Raw genomic sequence first — 16,493 nt, 5'->3', positions numbered from 1 at the left:
ATGACGAACCCGTTCGAGGACCCGGACGGCAGCTACTACGTGCTGGTGAACGACGAGGAGCAGCACTCCCTGTGGCCGTCCTTCGCCGAGATCCCGGCCGGCTGGCACGCGGCCTTCGGGCCCGAGCCCCGCGACGCCTGTATGTCCTATGTGGAGTCCAACTGGACCGACCTGCGGCCCAGGTCGCTCCGCGAGCGGATGGGCGAGACGGGGTGCGAGGTCAGGTAGCCGCCCATGCCACGGAAGTACTCCGTCGCCGCCAGCTCCGCGTCGTCGTCGGTGCGCACGCGGCGGAGCAGCAGGCCGTGGTTGCGGCCGAAGCGGGCGTCCGCGCCGGCGACGATCACCACGCCGTCGCCCTCCCTGATGAAGATCCGGCCCGGCGTGCCGCCGTAGCGGCCGGTCGACGCCGCCGCCGAGACGATCCGCAGCCGCGTGGATCCGTGGTAGCAGAAGGCGTTCGGGTACGGGTCGGACTGCGCGCGCACCAGGCGCTCCAGGTCGGCCGCCGGCCAGCCGAAGTCGATCCGACTGTCCTCTATGGACCGCTTGTGGAAGAAGCTCGCCCTTGCCGGGTCCTGCTTGACGAAGTCGCGGCGGCCGGACGCGATGACGTCCAGGGCGTCGACCACGATCGGGCCGATCAGGTCGACCGTGCGGTGGAACAGGTCCGTCGCCGTGTCGGCCGGGCCCACCGGGACCGCGCGCTGCAGCACGATGTCACCCGCGTCGAGGGTCTCGTTCATCAGGTGCGCGGTCACCCCGACCTCGGACTCGCCGTTGATCAGCGCCCAGATCACCGGGGCGAACCCGGCATAGGCCGGCAGCAGCGAGTCGTGCACGTTCAGCGTGCCGTGCCGTGGCAGCTCGAAGACGCGCGGCGGGATCCACGTCCGCCAGTTGTTCGCCACGATGAGGTCCGGGTCGACGTCCTCGAGCGCCCGCACCACGTCCTCGTCCGGCCGGTCGCGCACCACCACCGGAATCCCGTTGGCCCGCGCCAGTTCCGCCACCGAGTCGCTCCAGATCGACTCGTACGCGTGCTCGCTCGCCGGGTGGGTGACCGCGAGCACGACCTGGTGCTCGGATGCCAGCAACGCCTCGAGCGTGCGGTACCCCCATGTCTGGTACCCGAAGACGACCACGCGCATGAGGATCTCTCCCATCGGCGAAATATTTAGGTTAGGCTAACCTAGCTGTCGCCTCGAGGGAAAGGATGCGGATGCCAGCGAACCCGGTGTACGACGTGATCGGAATCGGCTTCGGACCGTCGAACCTCGCCCTGGCGATCGCCATCGCCGAACACTCCGCCGGGCACTCCGCCGGGCACGATGGGCCGGTGCGCGGGCTGTTCCTCGAGCGGCAGCCGGACTTCGGCTGGCACCGCGGAATGCTCATCGAAGACGCGACCATGCAGGTGTCGTTCCTCAAGGACCTCGTCACGATGCGGAACCCCACCAGCGAGTTCAGCTTTCTGTCCTATTTGTACAGCGTGGGCCGGCTGGTGGACTTCATCAACCAGAAGTCGCTGTTCCCGCTGCGCGTCGAGTTCCACGACTACCTGGCGTGGGCCGCGACCCGGCTGGCGCACGCCGTGCGGTACGACCACGAGGTCATCGCGGTGGACCCGGTGACCGAGCACGGCGTGGTCGGGAGCTTCGACGTGACCGCCCGGCACGGTGCGGACACCACGACCTACCGCGCGCGCGACCTCGTGTTCGGCATGGGCCTCGAGCCGCGCCTGCCCGACGGCGCACGGCTGTCCGACCGCGTCTGGCACAACCGGGACCTGCTCGCCCGGATCGAGCGGCTCGGCGAGACGCCCGAGCGGTTCGCGGTGGTCGGCGCCGGGCAGAGCGCCGCCGAGGTCACCAAGTTCCTGCACGACCGCTTCCCGCACGCCCAGGTGTGCGCGGTGTTCTCCCGCTACGGCTACAGCCCGTCGGACGACTCGCCGTTCGCCAACCGGGTGTTCGACCCCGAGGCGGTGGACCAGTACTTCACCGCGCCGGAGCACGTCAAGGAGATGATCCTCGACTACCACGCGAACACGAACTACTCGGTCGTCGACACCGACCTGATCGAGGAGCTGTACCGGCGTACCTACCAGGAGAAGGTCCTCGGCACGCCCCGGCTGCGGCTGTTCAACGTCTCCCGCGTGGCCGAGGCGGTGGAGACCGGCGACGGCGTGCGCGCCACGATCGAGTCGCTGACCACGCGCGAGAAGACCGTGCTGGACTGCGACGTCCTCGTCTACGCCACCGGCTACCGGCCCGCCGACCCGCTGCGGCTGCTCGGCGACCTCGCCGCGCTGTGCCGGCGCGACGACCAGGACCGGCCGGTCGTCGCCCGCGACTACCGCGTCGACACCGACGACGAGCTGCGGGCCGGCCTGTACCTGCAGGGCAGCACCGAGCACACGCACGGGATCTCGTCCTCGCTGCTGTCCACGACGGCGGTGCGCGCGGGCCAGATCCTGCGGTCCATCACCACGCGGCGGGACACCCCGCTCGCCCTCAGCGCCTGGAGCCGGCCGTGACCACCACCGAGACCGTCGAGCCCTACGCACTCTTCCGCGCCACGGTCGTGCGGACGAGCCAGGTCACCCCGCGCCTGCGGCGGATCACGTTTCGCGGGCCGGACCTCGCGGGGATGGCGAGCGCTGGGCTGGACCAGCGGATCAAGCTGTTCTTCCCGCCGCCCGGCCACGACGAGCCGGTCGTACCCGAGGGCGAGAACTGGTACGCCGAGTTCCGGGCGATGCCCGACGACGTGCGGCCGGCCATCCGGACCTACACCGTCCGCGACTTCCGCCCGGACGCGCTCGAGCTGGACGTCGACATCGTGCTGCACGGCGACGGGCACGCCGGCTCCGGGCCCGGGGCGAGCTGGGCCGGCCGGGCCGCCGTGGGCGACCGGGTGGCGATCCTCGCGCCGGACGCCCGGCACACGCCCATCCTCGGCTACGAGTTCAAGCCGCCGGCCGACACGGCGTGGTCGCTCGTCGCCGGTGACGAGACCGCACTGCCGGCCATCACCGCGATCGTCGAGTCGCTGCCGTCCGGCCGGCAGGCGCTGGTGTTCGTCGAGGTCGACTCGCTCGCCGAGGTCACGCCGATGCCCTCGGCCGCCGACGTGGTGCTGACCTGGCTGTCCCGGGCCGGGGCGCCGGCGGTCGGGGGCGGGCTGCTGCGCGCGGCGATCGGCCGCACGACGTTTCCGCAGGGCCGGCCGTACGCGTGGCTGGCCGGCGAGTCCAGCGCGATCACCGACCTGCGCCGGCACCTGGTGAACGAGCGCGACATCGACAAGGAGCTCGTGTACTTCTCGGGTTACTGGCTGCTCGGGAGTGCGATCGAGTAAGCATGGGGGCGTGTACGACTACGCGACCCAGTACTCGAGCCTGCGCTTCGCCGACCTCGGCGACGGGATCCTCGAGGTAGCCATGTCCGCGCCCGGCCGGCTCAACGCCGTCGGCCACCAGGGCCACCGCGATCTCGCCGACGTGTGGCGGACGATCGACAAGGATCCCGACGTGCGGGTGGCGATCATCCGCGGCGAGGACGGGGTCTTCTCCGCCGGCGGTGACCTCGACCTGGTCTCCGACATGGCGGAGGACTTCGCCGTGCGCATCCGCGTGCTGCGCGAGGCCCGCGACCTCGTCTACAACATGATCGACTGCGCCAAGCCGATCGTGTCGGCGATGGAGGGCCCGGCGGTCGGCGCCGGCCTGGTCGCCGGCCTGCTCGCGGACGTCTCGATCGCCGCCCGGGACGCCCGGATCATCGACGGCCACACCAAGCTCGGCGTGGCGGCCGGTGACCACGCGGCGATCATGTGGCCCCTGCTGTGCGGCATGGCGAAGGCGAAGTACCACCTGTTGACGTGCGAGCCGCTGTCCGGCTCGGAGGCCGAGCGGATCGGGCTGGTGTCGCTGTGCGTCGAGCAGTCCGAGCTGCACGCGACGGCCCTCAAGGTGGCCAGAAGACTCGCCTCGGGCTCGCAGTCGGCGATCCGGTTCACCAAGTACGCGCTGAACAACTGGCTGCGCCAGGCCGGGCCGATCTTCGACACGTCGCTGGGCCTGGAGTTCCTCGGCTTCGGCGGCCCGGACGTCACCGAGGGCGTGGCGGCCATCCGCGGCAAGCGACGCCCCGATTTCTCCGGCCCGACGTCGGAGTAACCGGCCGGCTACTGATACGAGTCTTGCGACCGTATGTAGCACACCTGCTATCGTTTGGCTGACACATTCGATGGGAGGTGGGACCGTGGCCGTGGTAGACGAGGCGAACGCGCCGGCGCGGGAGGTGCGCATGGCGGAGGAGGACGTCGTTCTCGAAGTTCGTGACCTGCGGATGCGGTATGGCACAACGGATGTCCTGACCGGGGTCGACTTCGTCGCGCGCCCCGGCGAGGTGGTCGCGCTGCTGGGACCGAACGGCGCCGGCAAGACGACCACGATCGAGATCCTGGAGGGGTTCCGGATGCGCTCGGCCGGCGAGGTGTCCGTGCTGGGCGTCGACCCGGCGCACGGGGACGAGAACTGGCGGGCGCGGCTCGGGGTGGTGCTCCAGTCCTGGCGGGACCACGGGCGCTGGCGGGTGCGCGAGCTGCTCGAGCACCTCGGCCTGTACTACGCGCCGTACTCCACGACGCGGATCCGGCGGCCGTGGGACGTCGACGAGCTGATTCGCGTCGTCGGCCTCACGGAGCACGCGGACAAGAAGATCAACAGGCTGTCCGGCGGCCAGCGGCGCCGGCTGGACGTGGCGATCGGCATCGTGGGGCGTCCCGAACTGCTGTTCCTGGACGAGCCGACCGCGGGCTTCGACCCGGAGGCGCGCCGCGAGTTCCACGACCTGGTGCACCGGCTCGCCGACGAGGACACGACGATCCTGCTCACCACGCACGACCTGGACGAGGCGGAGAAGCTGGCCGACCGGCTCCTGATCCTGGCCGGCGGCACGATCATCGCGGACGGCTCGGCCGAGGAGCTGGCGCGGCGGATGTCGACCGAGGCCGAGGTGAAGTGGACCGTCGACGGCCAGCGGTTCGTGCACTCGACGCACGACGCGACCGGGTTCGTGCGAGAGCTCTTCGGCAAGCACGACACGGCGATCGCGGACCTCGAGGTGCGCCGGGCAAGCCTGGAGGACGTGTACATGGCCATGGTCCGCCAGTTCGAGTCGGGCCGCACGGACGCCGCGGTCCGCCAGTTCGCGGAGGTGACCCGATGAGCCCGACGGTGGTCGCCGCGCGGTCCGGCGTGATCCGCGGCCGGATCGAGCTGCGGCAGACGTTCACCAACGCCCAGGACCTGTGGAACTACGTGTTCCCCACGGTGATCTTCCTGGTCGTGCTGTTCTTCATGAAGGGTGCGGCGGTGCCCGGCACGAGCTTCAACCTCGGTGCGCGGACTCTGCCCAGCCTGCTCGGCATGAGCGTGGCGTTCAGCGGCCTGGTGACGCTGATGATGGGGCTGGCGCTGGAACGCGAGGACGGCACGCTGCTGCGCGCCAAGGCGGTGCCGAACGGCATGCTCGGGTATCTGGTCGGCAAGCTGGTGCTGGTGTCCGGGATGACGATCGCCAGCATGATGATCATCCTGGTGCCGAGCACGTTCATGCTCGACGGCCTGGCGCTGGGCAGCGTGACCTCGTGGCTCATCCTGCTCTGGGTCATGGTGCTCGGCCTCGTCGCCACGCTGCCGCTCGGCGCGATCTTCGGCTCGCTGTTCAGCAATCCCCGCAACGCGGGCGTGATCATGATGCCCGTGATGGGACTCGTCGCGATCTCGGGGATCTTCTACCCGATCCAGAGCCTGCCGGAGTGGCTGCAGGGCGTCGGCCAGGTGTTCCCGATCTACTGGCTCGGCCTCGGCATGCGCTCGGCCCTGCTGCCCGACGACCTCGCGGCGGTGGAGATCGGCGAGTCGTGGCGGCACCTGGAGACGATCGGCGTGCTGGGTGCCTGGGCGGCCGTCGGGTTGCTCGTGGCGCCCATCGTGTTGCGCCGGATGGCCCGGCGGGAGTCGGGGTCGAGCGTGGCGCAGCGACGCGAGAAGGCGATGCAGCGGATGCCAACGTGAGCGGGCGAACCATGAGCACCGTGAGCGGGCGAACCATGAGCACCGTGAGCGGGCGAACCATGAGCACCGTGAGCGGGCGAACCATGAGCACCGTGAGCGGGCGAACCATGAGCACCGTGAGCGGGCGAACCATGAACAGGTGAGCGGGTTGGATGAGTGAGGCGATCTACAACCGGATCGCGGTCCTGCGGGTCGAGCGTGGGGTTTCGCGCCGGCAACTCGCGGAGGCGCTGGGCGTCCACTACCAGACGGTCGGCTATCTGGAGCGGGGCGAGTACAGCCCGTCGCTCTACCTCGCACTGCGGATCGCCGAGTACTTCGGGGTGGCGGTCGAGGTGGTCTTCTCCACCTCGCCGTTCCCCCGAATCGGTGATTCCGAGCAGTCCGCGTGACTCTCGGGCTGGCCAATTCGGCCGGTGCGGTCCGCATAATGGCTGACATGGTGGACAGCAGCGTGGCGACCAGCACCAGCACCGTGGCGTTCGGGAGTGTGCCCACCGAGTTGGGGGACGTGCTCGCGGCTGTCACCGCCGACGGGCTCGTGGCCACCGCGTTCACGGACTCGCCGCACATCCGGGCGGCGATCGCGGCCCGGCTCGACCTGACGGACGCCGGGGATTCGGCGCCGACCACCGGCGTTCTCACGCAGCTGCGGGAGTACTTCCACGGCAAGCGGCGGGTGTTCGACGTCGCGGTCGACTGGCGCCTGATGTCCGCGGCGCAGCGCCGGGTGCTCGGCACGCTGTACGAGACGGTGCCGTACGGCAAGGTCGTGACCTACGGCGAGCTGGCCGCGCGCAGCGGTTCGGGGATCCCGCCGCGCGGCATCGGTTCGATCATGGGCAGCAACCCGATTCCCATCGTCGTGCCGTGCCACCGGGTCGTCGCGAGCGACGGGCTCGGCGGGTTCAGCGGCGGGACCGGTGTGGAGTCCAAGCGCAGGTTGCTGACACTCGAGGGGTATCTCCCGCCGAGCCTCTGGTAGCCGCACGTTGATGCGATACTTATTCGTGACGGAGTGACACGAATAAGGGGAGTATCCATGGCTGGTTCCCGTCCGGTGGTCAGCCGGCGGCGGGAGGTTGCTGGCGGGAGCGCGCGTTCGCTGCTGACGACCGTGCTCGGAGAGTTCGTGCTGCCACACGGCCGGCCGGTGTGGACGGCGACGCTCGTCGACGTGCTCGCGCTGTTCGGCGTCGAGGAGAAGGCGGCACGCCAGGCCCTGGCCCGAACCGCGGCCGAGGGCTGGCTCAGCTCGGACCGCGTCGGCCGGCGGGTGCGCTGGAGCCTGACCCGCCCGGGCCGGCGGCTGCTGGCCGAGGGCGCGGAGCGGATCTACGGCTTCGGCAGCGGCGAGCGCCGGTGGGACGGGCGGTGGCTGGTGCTGTTCGTGTCCGTGCCCGAGACCATGCGGGATCTGCGGCACAAGCTGCGAACTCGGCTCAGCTGGGCGGGTTTCGGCTCGCCGACGGCCGGCGTGTGGATCACGCCGCACCCCGGCGCGGAGGCCGACGCGAAGCTGATCCTCGACGAGTTGGACCTGTCCGGCCAGGCGATGTCGTTCCTGGCGAACTACGGCGCGCTCGGCGAGGAGCGCGACATGGTCACGAGCGCGTGGAACCTGACCGAGGTGGCCGAGCGCTACGACGCGTTCATCGACGAGTTCTCCTCCCTGTCACCGGACACGACGGATGGCGTGCTGCGCGCGCAGACCCTGCTGGTGCACGAGTGGCGCCGCTTTCCCTTCCTGGACCCGCAGTTGCCGAATGAGCTGCTACCACCGACCTGGAGCGGCACTACGGCGACGGCGTTGTTCAACGACAAGCACGTCCGCTGGCGCGCACCGGCACAGGAACGCTGGACCGAACTGGCCGGCCAGTAGCCCGCCCGCGTCCCGCCGCTCGCGCACGGCTGCCAGCCGCGGCCGTCCGCCGCGACGACTGTCCCGCGCCGCTGGGCCGCGACGCGCCACATCGCCACGAAGCCGCAAACCGGTAGGCCGGCCCCTGAGCAACACGGCGCACTGACGCGCCGCAGGACTGCCAACCTGTGTGGCCGCGGCCACCGAGCGGTGCCGGCCCCGCGACGCATACCGCTCGGCCACCAACCCATTGCGGCGCAACCGTTTGGCGGTACGGCGGTTTCCCACTGGAGGCCAGGGGTGTCGCCGGTGGCCGCCGCCATGGGTGGCGGCAACCGGCGATCAGGCAGCGTCGTCGTGTGATTCGGTTGTGGTGGGCGCCTCCTTGTTGTTGTCGGGCTCGTCAAGGGTCTCGGCGGCTGGTGCGGTCTCGCGTCGGGTCAGGTGAGCGAGTTTGGCCCGATGGCGGGCGGCCAGGCCGTATCGGCGCCGCTCCTCGAATGCCGCACGAGCGGCGGCCATCGCGGCACGGCGTCGGCGGAGTCGTTCCAGGCGGCGCCTGACCGCGAGCGACGGCTCGCTCATGTCGCCCCCACCGATTTCGTGCGGGCGTCAGGCGACGCGGCCGGGTCAGCCGGTGATGTTCGGGTTGTCGATGGCCCATAACCACGAGCCGTCACGCTGGCGGTGAGCGAACGCGACACTCGGAAAGGCAAGCACGGCCTCGGGTTCGTACAACGCGACCAGCCCCGCCGCGTCCCCGGCATTGGCGCGCTCGGCGAAGAGGTGCGCCAGGTCGTCAGGAGTCGTGGCGGGCTGGTGTCGGGTCAAGTTCGGCATACCAGGCACTGTGCCACGGGGGTACGACAAGATCGGCTCCGCCGGCGCGCGCGACCCCTAGGCTCGACGCCATGCGCCACCTCATCGCGGCCGCGCTCCTCCTCACGGCCACCGCCTGCGCGAGCGAACCCGAGCCGGCACCGGAGGGCTGGCAGCAGAAGGCCGCGGCCCCGTCGAAGCGGACCGAGGTGGGAGCCGGCGTGCTCGACGCCCGCATCTGGGTCGCCGGCGGGCTGACGGAGTCCGGCGCCTCCGCCGAGGTCACCGTCTACGACCCCGCCGCCGACCGCTGGGAGGACGGCCCGAACCTTCCCGAGCCGCGCCACCACACGGCCGTCGCCGGGGACGGCGAGCGGCTGTGGGTGGTCGGCGGCTACACGAGCGACAACGAGCCGTCCGACACCGTCTGGATGATCGAGAAGGACGCCTGGACCAGCGGCCCCGCCCTCCCCGAGCCGCGTGCGGCCGGCGCGCTGGCCTGGGACGGCGCCCGCCTGGTCTACGCCGGCGGCGCCGGTCCCCAGGGTCTCGCCGGCGACGTCTTCGTACTGCAGGACGAGCAGTGGCAGCGCATCGGCGGGCTCAGCACACCGCGCGAGCACCTCGCCGCCGCGTCCGACGGCGACGGGACCTCGTGGTTCCTCGCGGGCCGCACCGCCGGGCTCGACACCAACCTCGCGGACGTCGACGTGGTCACGGGTACCGATGTGCACAAGGCCGGAGAGGTCCCCACTCCGCGCGGCGGCGTCGCCGGATTCCACGCGCCCGGCCGCGGCGGCTGCGTCGCCGGTGGCGAGGGCACCGGCGGCACGTTCGACGAGGTCGAGTGCGTCGACGCGGACGGCAACGGGTCGAGCCTGCCGGGGCTGCGCAGGAGCCGCCACGGGCTGGGCGCGGCGGTCGTCGACGGTGTCGCGTACACGCTGCTCGGCGGACCGGAGCCCGGCCTGTCGGTCGCGGACGACGTCGAGGCGCTCCCCCTCTAAATCGGGTGGACGGCGCGCTGCCCGTGTGCTTGGGTCGTCGGCACGCCCCGAGGAGCGAGAGGAGGTGAGCGCGATGTTCGCCGATTGGATCATGCGCTCTCACTCCGCTGCCCGGGCGTTCGCGCGGAGCTGAGAGCGCGCGAACCCGAAGGAATTCACGATGACCGATCTGGTCGTACGCCCGCTCGTCGCGGGTGAGGAAGATCTGTTCCTGTCTCTGGTCGAGCCCGCGCTGGTCGGCATCCAGTCGGTCGGCCGCGACTACCGCGAGCTGGCCGGGCTGGGCCAGTACCGTCCCGAGTGGACATGGGTGGCGCTGCGGGACGACCGGGTGGTGGCCCGTGCGGCGTGGTGGGCCGGCCCGGATGATGACAAGCCGATCGCGCTGGACTGGCTGGACTTCGCCGACGGCGAGTCCGCCGCCGCCGTCGAGATCCTTGGCGCGGCCGGGATCGATGCCGAGTACTGTCTGGTCCTGCCGCCGCACTGGCGCGACGATCCGGCGGTCCGCAAGGCCGGCGAGGGCCGGATCGAAGTGGCCGAGCGGGCCGGCATGCGCCGGTTCGTCGAGCGGCTCCGGTACGCCTGGACGCCGACCGACGGGCTGCCGGACCGTCCCGGCCGGCTGCGGTTCGAGCCGGAGCCGGACGACGGCAGGATCTTCGAGGTCCTGCGCCGGATCGCGCACGGCTCGCTGGACGCGCACGAGCGGCGCGCCATGGAGCAGGGCGGGCCGGACGCCGCCGCGCGCGACGAGCTGGACTTCCTGCGCTGGATGCCATCGCCGCGCGAGTGGTGGCGCCTCGCGTACACAGTGGACGGTAAGCTGGCCGGGCTCACGGCACCGGGCCGCAACTACCAGGGGCCCGTGATCGGCATCGTCGGCGTGGTGCCCGGGCAGCGCGGGCACGGCTACGCCTACGACCTGCTGGCCGAGGCCACGCACCTGCTCGTGGCCGAGGGCGCCGGGCAGGTGACCGCGGAGACCGATACGACGAACACGCCGATGGCGGCGACGTTCGCGCGGGCCGGCTATCCGATCACACAGGAGCGGATCTACTTGAAGTGACCCGGTCCGCTCGCCGCCCGCGGCTCGTGCCGCACTGTTTGAGCTAAAGCTAAAGCGACACCGGCAGCGGGAGGCGAGCGGCAAGCTCCTGTCGTGCCACGACACCGTAACGGCGCGGTCTCAAAGGAGCCGACAGTGAGACATACCCGCTCTGAATCACTCAAACGGCCCAGTTGGGCACATTGTTGAACGATCTACCCTGAGACGTAGTCGCCGCGCGAGTCAACTCACGGGTCAGTCTGCCGGAGGGGTGAGACCATGTTCAAGAGCTTCATTGCCTGGCTGGATTTCTACATCTCCCGCGAGACGCCCGCATCCGTCCTCAAGAGTCTCGTCGGACTGATGGCCTTCGCCGGTCTACTCGGAACAATCTTCGGTAATCAGGCCATTCGTGTAGGCGCCTTTGTTGTCGTCATCGTCTTCGTAGTGTTGGTAATTCTCCTCCTGCTCGCAGACCGCCGCCATCTCCAGCAGCGCTATGGCGTGACCCGAGAGCTCCTGACAAGATATTGCGACTTCGTCGTCGACAACAGCTCCAAACCGCTCGTCTCGGTGGAGGCGTGGAATCAGGTCGTATACATCCAGCCCAACGGTGACGTGAACGAGGTCATCACGATCAAGGCCACCGCGATTCGCGAGAGGGTCTACTTCATCCGCATGCCGGCGGGAAGCCGTTGGGATCAGCCAGAACGGTACCGCAGCAACGTCCAGGTCGTCGCGAGGAGCTTGACTGTCAACCACAGTGCAGGTCCTCGATGGATAGTGACGACCTCGTGGATTTCAGCACGAAAACTGACCGCCATACTTCATCTTCATGAGCCAATCAAACAAGGCGAGGAAATTCGCTACGAGGTCGTCCGAACCTGGCCGGCGAAATGCCGGCCACTGATGCGGGACAACGTCGCAGAGAGCTTTACCTACAGCGCTTCGAAGCTTCACGACATTCGACACGTCGCATACAAAATCGTCTTGCCAGGCGAATTTGATGCTGTGCACGAGCCGATCGGCCACCTGGAACCCGATGTACATCTTTCAGTCGAAGGCGAGTATGACCAGGAAGGAAGAAGAGTGTTCACCTGGCGCACCGATCTCGTCCCCGCCGGGAAGGTAGTCGGGATCAGGCTTGAACTGAGTGGGTCCCGGCCCTGAGCCGGGACCAACTCATCGCTGACTATGAATCGCCTTCTTCGCCACCCATTTGGCAAGCTCTCTCGTTCAGGTTGCCGCCTGCTCATATGACATCGCCGATACCGGTCGCCCCGATACAACGATGGCGACAACACCTGGTCATCGAACACACGCGGCCAGGGCGGGATCGACCTCCCCTGGCCGCAGCACGCGAAACGCTATCAATGCTCAGATGAGCGATGCGCACAGGACTACACGTCGAAGCCTGGTCGAGTGATCGGTGTGGTCAGGAGTCTAGATGCCGATGCCGAAAACCCAGCTTCGCGGAGTAGCCGCCCAGGACGGCGCGAAGCACCCCGTCCGGCAGGCCCGCCAGGTACCACCAGCCGCGGCCGCCGTGCGCGACGAGCACGTCCAGTGTCGGGAAGTCCTCCACCGGGTGGAGCTTCAGCCCCACCGCATCCAGCGACCGCTGGCGCTCCACTTCGGACGCGAGCGGGTGGCGCAGGTGCGGGTTCACGTTGACCACCAGCCGGAACCGCACCGGGTCGTGCGCCGCGATCGGCTGGATGCCGGCGGCCCGCGGGCTGTAGCCGCAGAACAGCAGCACACGGTCGACGCCCTCCGACTCGAACAGCGCGTCCAGCGCGGCGGGCGCCGGACCGACGGACCGGACCGGAACAGGTCGCCGGGGCGTGCCGGCCTCCTCTATGGGCGAGGCCATCAGCTGCGGGGCGGGCGCGCTCCAGGATCGTCGTCGCACCGCCCGCGAGCGGGACGAACGCCGAGCTGCCCAGCCCGTGGGCGAAGACCAGCTCAGCACGGGACAGACACCGGTCGTCCGGCCGGACGCCGAGCACCCGGTCCCGCACAGCTCGGCGGCGTCGCGGACGCAGCCGTGCCGGTGCGTCGCACCCTCGGCCCACAGGTCGTCCAGAGGTGTCCGGCTTGATCGACTTCGGCCGAGAACGTCGGTGCTCGCCGGTAGGCTGGTGATTCGGGGCCGGAGGCCACGACCGGCCCGTCCCCGCTGGTCGCGCAGCCCGTGGCGTCGGGCGATGGGTGATCGGGAGCAATCCGGGCGGTTCGTACGTTGACGGGGGTAGAGGTCATCTCGGGATAGGGAGGCACCGTCGTGCCTGTGTTCGTGCTCCTGCTGGTCATGATGCTGGCCGAGATCGCGGTGATCGTCGCGGTCGGGCAGGCCATCGGTGCGCTGGTCACCGTGGGGCTGCTGGTCGCGGTGTCCGTCGTGGGGGTGGCGATGCTGCGCCGGCAGGGCACCCGCACGCTGGCGGCCTTCGGCGACGCGGTCCGCAACCGGCGGGACCCGCAGCCGCAGATGGTCGACGGCATGCTCGTCGGCGTCGCCGCGGGCCTGGTCCTCTTCCCCGGGTTCGTCTCCGACGTGCTCGCCCTGCTCCTGCTCTTCCCGCCGACCCGGGCCGTCGTACGGCGCCGCGTGCTGCGCCGCGCCGAACAGCGCAGGCCGACGCAGGTGTTCGTGGTCGACTCCGAGGTGGTCCACCCCGAGCCCCCGGAGCCGATCGTGATCGACTCCACCCGCGAGGACCGCCCCTAAATCCCGCGAGTCCCCCGCTCCCGCACACGAGAGCAGGGCTCGTGTGGTTCCAGGAGACGCTAGGAGAACCGCGGAGTCGGGAAGGCGACCGGGCTGCGCAGTCCGGCCCGGTCGACCGCCCGCACGCCGAAGAACACGTTGTCCTTCGACATGTCGATCGTCGTCGACGTGACGTCGCCGACCGGAATGGCGTGTGTCCACTCCGGATCCGTCGTCTCCCGCCAGACCACCTCGTAGCCGGCGAGGTCGGGCTCGGGCCCCCGCTCCCACACCAGGTCCGTGCTGTTCGTGAGGGCCGCGGTGAGGATGCCGACGTTCTTCGGCGTGCCCGGTGCGTTGGCCAGCGACCACAGTGTCGCCGCGTTCACCTTGGCCACCCGTGTCATGAACGCGAAGTCGCAGAACTGGATCAGGTCGCCGTACTGCTTGCCGTCCTCCACCCGGACGTCCTGGTGCTGGTGCGCGAAGTCCTCATTGGGCTCGGTGAACCGGGCCGCGGGATAATCCTGCTCCAGGAACGAGATGTGGTCGCCGCCGCGCAGGTACCGGTCGCGCCGGTAGATCACGCGCACCCGCATGCCGGTCGCGTCGTTGTCGGCCACCTCCCGCACGAACCTGGCCAGCTGGCGCGCCGGCGAGTCGTTCTCCCCGCCGACCGCCCGGCGGATGTTCCCCTCCTCCGGGGTCTCCGCGGTGGGCACGCCCTCGGCGAACAGCCGGATCGTGCGCGGGTCGCGGGTGCCGTCGTCGGCGGTGCTGGCGCCGACGATGTCGTTGGTGAACATGCCCTGTACGTCGGTGCCGGCCGCCTTGAACAGCCGAGCCATGTGGGCGGAGCCGTACAGGCCCTGCTCCTCCCCGGCCACCGGCGCGAACACGATGGTCGCTTCGGGCTCGTGCTTCGCCATGATGCGCGCCAGCTCCATCACGACCGCCACGCCCGACGCGTCGTCGTCGGCACCGGGCGCGTCGTCGGTGGCGTTCATGACGTCGCTGACCCGCGAGTCGTAGTGCCCGGTGATCACGTACACCCGGTCCGGCGTCACCGAGCCGCGCAGGGTCGCGACCACGTTGGTGATCCTGGTGGGCACGGGGATCCGCTCGCCGTCCGGTTCCTGGATGTAGGACTGCAGCTCGACGGTCATCCGGCCACCGGAGTCCGCCGCGTACGTGGACATCTCGGCGAACATCCAGTCGCGTGCGGCGCCGATCCCGCGTGCCGGGTCGTCCTGCGACGACAGCGTGTGGCGGGTGCCGAACGACACCAGCTTGCGGACCGTCGCCTCGATCCGCCGCTGGTCGATCTCACGCAGGACGCGCAACAGCTCCTTGCTCGGCCGCTGGGCCAGCGGGGGCCGGTCCGAGTCGCCGCCGCGGCCGGGCTCAGCGCCCGCGACGCCCGGGACCCCGACGACTGACACACCGCCGGCCGCCACCGAGGCGGCAAGGAACGTTCGCCGTGATGACCTGGATTGCTCGGGATTCTGTGTCATCACTTCTGCATACACCGCCCGGCGGGCGTGGTACAGACCTCACCAACGGACGGCGTCCAGGTACGCGAAGCTGTTGCGCGCGGTGTCCAGCGGAGCCGGCTGGTCGTCGCGCTCCACGAGCCAGTACCGCACGCCGCCGCGGTCCGCCTTCTCGAAGATGTGCGGGAAGTCGACCACGCCGGCGCCGACGTCGGTCCAGTGGCCGGCACCGTCGTGGTCCTTGACGTGCAGCACCGGGAACCGCTTGGGGTTCTCGTCGAACAGCCGCCGCGAGTCCGCCCCCGCCCGGTGCGCCCAGCCGATGTCGAGCTCGAAGCCGACCGCGTGCGGGTCGGTCTCGCGCAGCAGGATCTCGTAGAGCACCTGGCCGTCGACCACGCGGAACTCGGTGTCGTGGTTGTGGTGCAGCACGCCCATGCCCAGCTCCCGGGCCGCCGCGCCCGCGTCACTGAGCTGCCGCGCGCCCAGCCGCATGCCCTCGACCGTGTACATGTCGCCCGGGAAGGAGGAGAGCACGAGCCACCGGACGCCGATCGTCTTCGCGTCGGCCACCTTGCCCGCCCAGTCGCCGACGATGTCGCCATGCCCGACGTGCAGGATCACCGGGTTCAGCCGGGCCTCGCGGCACATGTCCCGGATCTCGGCAGCCGAGCGAGGGAATGCGCTTACCCCGACGCACTTGTAGCCGATCCCGGCGAGCGCACGCAGCGTGCCCAGCGGGTCGGCGGCGAGGATGTCGCGGACGGTGTAGAGGTGCATGCCGATGCCGCCGGCCGGGATCCCCCTGCCGCTCCCGACGGTGTCCGCGGCGGCAGGCCCGGGCAGCGCGGCGCCGGCCGAGGTGGCGAGCGCCGTGACGCCGAGCAGTTGCAGGACTCTTCGTCTCGTCGATCCCATGCGATGCCTCCGTTCCTCGGGTGTCCGTTTGGGAAAGTACCGGAGAAAGCGCTTTCCTGCTATAGTCGAGCCTGCCGGATCACGGTTGGGCTATCGTGCGCGCGTGCCGACGCGACCCGTTGCCCTGCTGCGCGCGAACCGTGCCTTCCGCGCGCTCGCGCTGGCCCGGGTCGTCTCGCTGACCGGTGACGCGCTGAGCCTCGTCGCGCTGATGGTGTACACGGCGAGCACCGCGGGCGAGGCGCTCGCGGTCGCCCTGCTGCTGCTCGTCGGCGACTTCGCCCCCTCGCTCCTGAGCCCGCTCGCCGGCGCGCTGTCCGACCGGTTCGACCTACGCCGCGTCATGATCGTGAGCGAGGTTGTCCAAGGTGGACTCATCGTGGCGATCGCGCTGACCCTGCCGCCGCTGCCGGTCCTGCTCGTGCTCGTCGGCCTGCGGGCGGCCGCCGGGCAGGTGTTCCTGCCTGCCTCGCGTGCCGCGGTGCCCGCGCTCGTGCGCGACGAGGACCTGCCGGCGGCCAACTCGCTCGTCGGCCTGGGCGGCAACGC

The 16,493-nt window shown here is 70.2% G+C and carries 19 protein-coding genes; 14 read left to right on the top strand and 5 right to left on the bottom strand.

Annotated features, from left to right (window positions below; genetic code table 11):
- Positions 1–228 carry an MbtH family protein gene (locus tag ACRDTB_RS08595; protein WP_431429482.1) on the top strand — a complete coding sequence of 76 codons (228 nt, stop codon included), beginning with the start codon at positions 1–3 and terminating at the stop codon, positions 226–228.
- On the opposite strand, the gene ACRDTB_RS08590 is transcribed toward ACRDTB_RS08595, so the two are convergent.
- Positions 147–1,151, bottom strand: coding sequence for a methionyl-tRNA formyltransferase (locus ACRDTB_RS08590; RefSeq protein ID WP_431429520.1), 1,005 nt, complete (start codon positions 1,149–1,151; stop codon positions 147–149). The two genes, ACRDTB_RS08595 and ACRDTB_RS08590, sit on opposite strands and share 82 nt — an antisense overlap.
- 71 nt (positions 1,152–1,222) lie before the next feature.
- On the opposite strand from ACRDTB_RS08590, the gene ACRDTB_RS08585 reads away from it, so the two are divergent.
- The 8 genes from ACRDTB_RS08585 (at position 1,223) to ACRDTB_RS08550 (ending at position 7,970) form a co-directional block, all read left to right on the top strand.
- A complete protein-coding gene (locus ACRDTB_RS08585) occupies positions 1,223–2,539 on the top strand; it encodes a lysine N(6)-hydroxylase/L-ornithine N(5)-oxygenase family protein (protein WP_431429481.1) in 1,317 nt (438 codons plus the stop codon).
- Positions 2,536–3,363: a siderophore-interacting protein gene (locus tag ACRDTB_RS08580; protein ID WP_431429480.1), complete on the top strand. Its 828-nt coding sequence runs from the start codon at positions 2,536–2,538 to the stop codon at positions 3,361–3,363. The genes ACRDTB_RS08585 and ACRDTB_RS08580 overlap by 4 nt, the downstream gene beginning before the upstream one ends.
- Before the next feature lie 10 nt (positions 3,364–3,373).
- Positions 3,374–4,183 (top strand): enoyl-CoA hydratase/isomerase family protein, encoded by an 810-nt coding sequence (locus ACRDTB_RS08575; protein ID WP_431429479.1) that lies wholly within the window; start codon positions 3,374–3,376, stop codon positions 4,181–4,183.
- 130 nt (positions 4,184–4,313) lie between these two features.
- Positions 4,314–5,237, top strand: a complete 924-nt coding sequence (locus tag ACRDTB_RS08570) for an ABC transporter ATP-binding protein (protein WP_431429519.1) — start codon at positions 4,314–4,316, stop codon at positions 5,235–5,237.
- Positions 5,234–6,088: an ABC transporter permease gene (locus ACRDTB_RS08565; protein WP_431429478.1), complete on the top strand. Its 855-nt coding sequence runs from the start codon at positions 5,234–5,236 to the stop codon at positions 6,086–6,088. The genes ACRDTB_RS08570 and ACRDTB_RS08565 overlap by 4 nt, the downstream gene beginning before the upstream one ends.
- Positions 6,089–6,240: 152 nt before the next feature.
- Positions 6,241–6,480 (top strand): helix-turn-helix transcriptional regulator, encoded by a 240-nt coding sequence (locus ACRDTB_RS08560; RefSeq protein WP_431429477.1) that lies wholly within the window; start codon positions 6,241–6,243, stop codon positions 6,478–6,480.
- A 47-nt stretch (positions 6,481–6,527) separates the two neighbouring features.
- Positions 6,528–7,073, top strand: coding sequence for a methylated-DNA--[protein]-cysteine S-methyltransferase (locus ACRDTB_RS08555; RefSeq protein ID WP_431429476.1), 546 nt, complete (start codon positions 6,528–6,530; stop codon positions 7,071–7,073).
- 57 nt (positions 7,074–7,130) lie between these two features.
- Positions 7,131–7,970, top strand: coding sequence for a PaaX family transcriptional regulator (locus ACRDTB_RS08550; RefSeq protein ID WP_431429475.1), 840 nt, complete (start codon positions 7,131–7,133; stop codon positions 7,968–7,970).
- Between the two features lie 609 nt (positions 7,971–8,579).
- On the opposite strand, the gene ACRDTB_RS08545 is transcribed toward ACRDTB_RS08550, so the two are convergent.
- The gene (locus ACRDTB_RS08545) at positions 8,580–8,789 is read right to left on the bottom strand and encodes a hypothetical protein (RefSeq protein WP_431429474.1); all 210 of its coding nucleotides are present in this window, start codon (positions 8,787–8,789) and stop codon (positions 8,580–8,582) included.
- A gap of 71 nt (positions 8,790–8,860) precedes the next feature.
- Between ACRDTB_RS08545 and ACRDTB_RS08540 the strand changes: the two genes are divergently transcribed.
- The 3 genes from ACRDTB_RS08540 (at position 8,861) to ACRDTB_RS08530 (ending at position 11,993) form a co-directional block, all read left to right on the top strand.
- Entirely contained in the window at positions 8,861–9,775 is a 915-nt protein-coding gene (locus ACRDTB_RS08540) for a Kelch repeat-containing protein (RefSeq protein ID WP_431429473.1), read from the top strand.
- A gap of 160 nt (positions 9,776–9,935) precedes the next feature.
- Positions 9,936–10,844, top strand: coding sequence for a GNAT family N-acetyltransferase (locus ACRDTB_RS08535; RefSeq protein ID WP_431429472.1), 909 nt, complete (start codon positions 9,936–9,938; stop codon positions 10,842–10,844).
- A gap of 258 nt (positions 10,845–11,102) precedes the next feature.
- A complete protein-coding gene (locus ACRDTB_RS08530) occupies positions 11,103–11,993 on the top strand; it encodes a hypothetical protein (protein ID WP_431429471.1) in 891 nt (296 codons plus the stop codon).
- A gap of 265 nt (positions 11,994–12,258) precedes the next feature.
- Here ACRDTB_RS08530 and ACRDTB_RS08525 read toward each other — a convergent pair whose 3' ends face one another.
- Positions 12,259–12,696: a hypothetical protein gene (locus ACRDTB_RS08525; RefSeq protein WP_431429470.1), complete on the bottom strand. Its 438-nt coding sequence runs from the start codon at positions 12,694–12,696 to the stop codon at positions 12,259–12,261.
- A 411-nt stretch (positions 12,697–13,107) separates the two neighbouring features.
- Between ACRDTB_RS08525 and ACRDTB_RS08520 the strand changes: the two genes are divergently transcribed.
- Complete coding sequence (locus ACRDTB_RS08520) at positions 13,108–13,554, top strand: FxsA family protein (protein ID WP_431429468.1); 447 nt, start codon at positions 13,108–13,110, stop codon at positions 13,552–13,554.
- 59 nt (positions 13,555–13,613) lie between these two features.
- Here ACRDTB_RS08520 and ACRDTB_RS08515 read toward each other — a convergent pair whose 3' ends face one another.
- Together ACRDTB_RS08515 and ACRDTB_RS08510 are read right to left on the bottom strand one after the other, a co-directional pair.
- Positions 13,614–14,975, bottom strand: a complete 1,362-nt coding sequence (locus ACRDTB_RS08515; protein ID WP_431429467.1) for a M20/M25/M40 family metallo-hydrolase — start codon at positions 14,973–14,975, stop codon at positions 13,614–13,616.
- Positions 14,976–15,086: 111 nt separating this feature from the next.
- The gene (locus tag ACRDTB_RS08510; protein WP_431429466.1) at positions 15,087–15,944 is read right to left on the bottom strand and encodes a sugar phosphate isomerase/epimerase family protein; all 858 of its coding nucleotides are present in this window, start codon (positions 15,942–15,944) and stop codon (positions 15,087–15,089) included.
- Positions 15,945–16,047: 103 nt separating this feature from the next.
- Between ACRDTB_RS08510 and ACRDTB_RS08505 the strand changes: the two genes are divergently transcribed.
- Positions 16,048–16,493 (top strand): MFS transporter (locus ACRDTB_RS08505; protein WP_431429465.1); only part of this gene is annotated, 446 nt, incomplete at its 3' end.

It is taken from the genome of Actinophytocola sp. (assembly GCF_050699935.1).
GTDB lineage: Bacteria > Actinomycetota > Actinomycetes > Mycobacteriales > Pseudonocardiaceae > Actinophytocola.
Note: the sequence above shows the minus strand (reverse complement) of the source record. Positions and strands in the feature narration are given on the sequence as shown.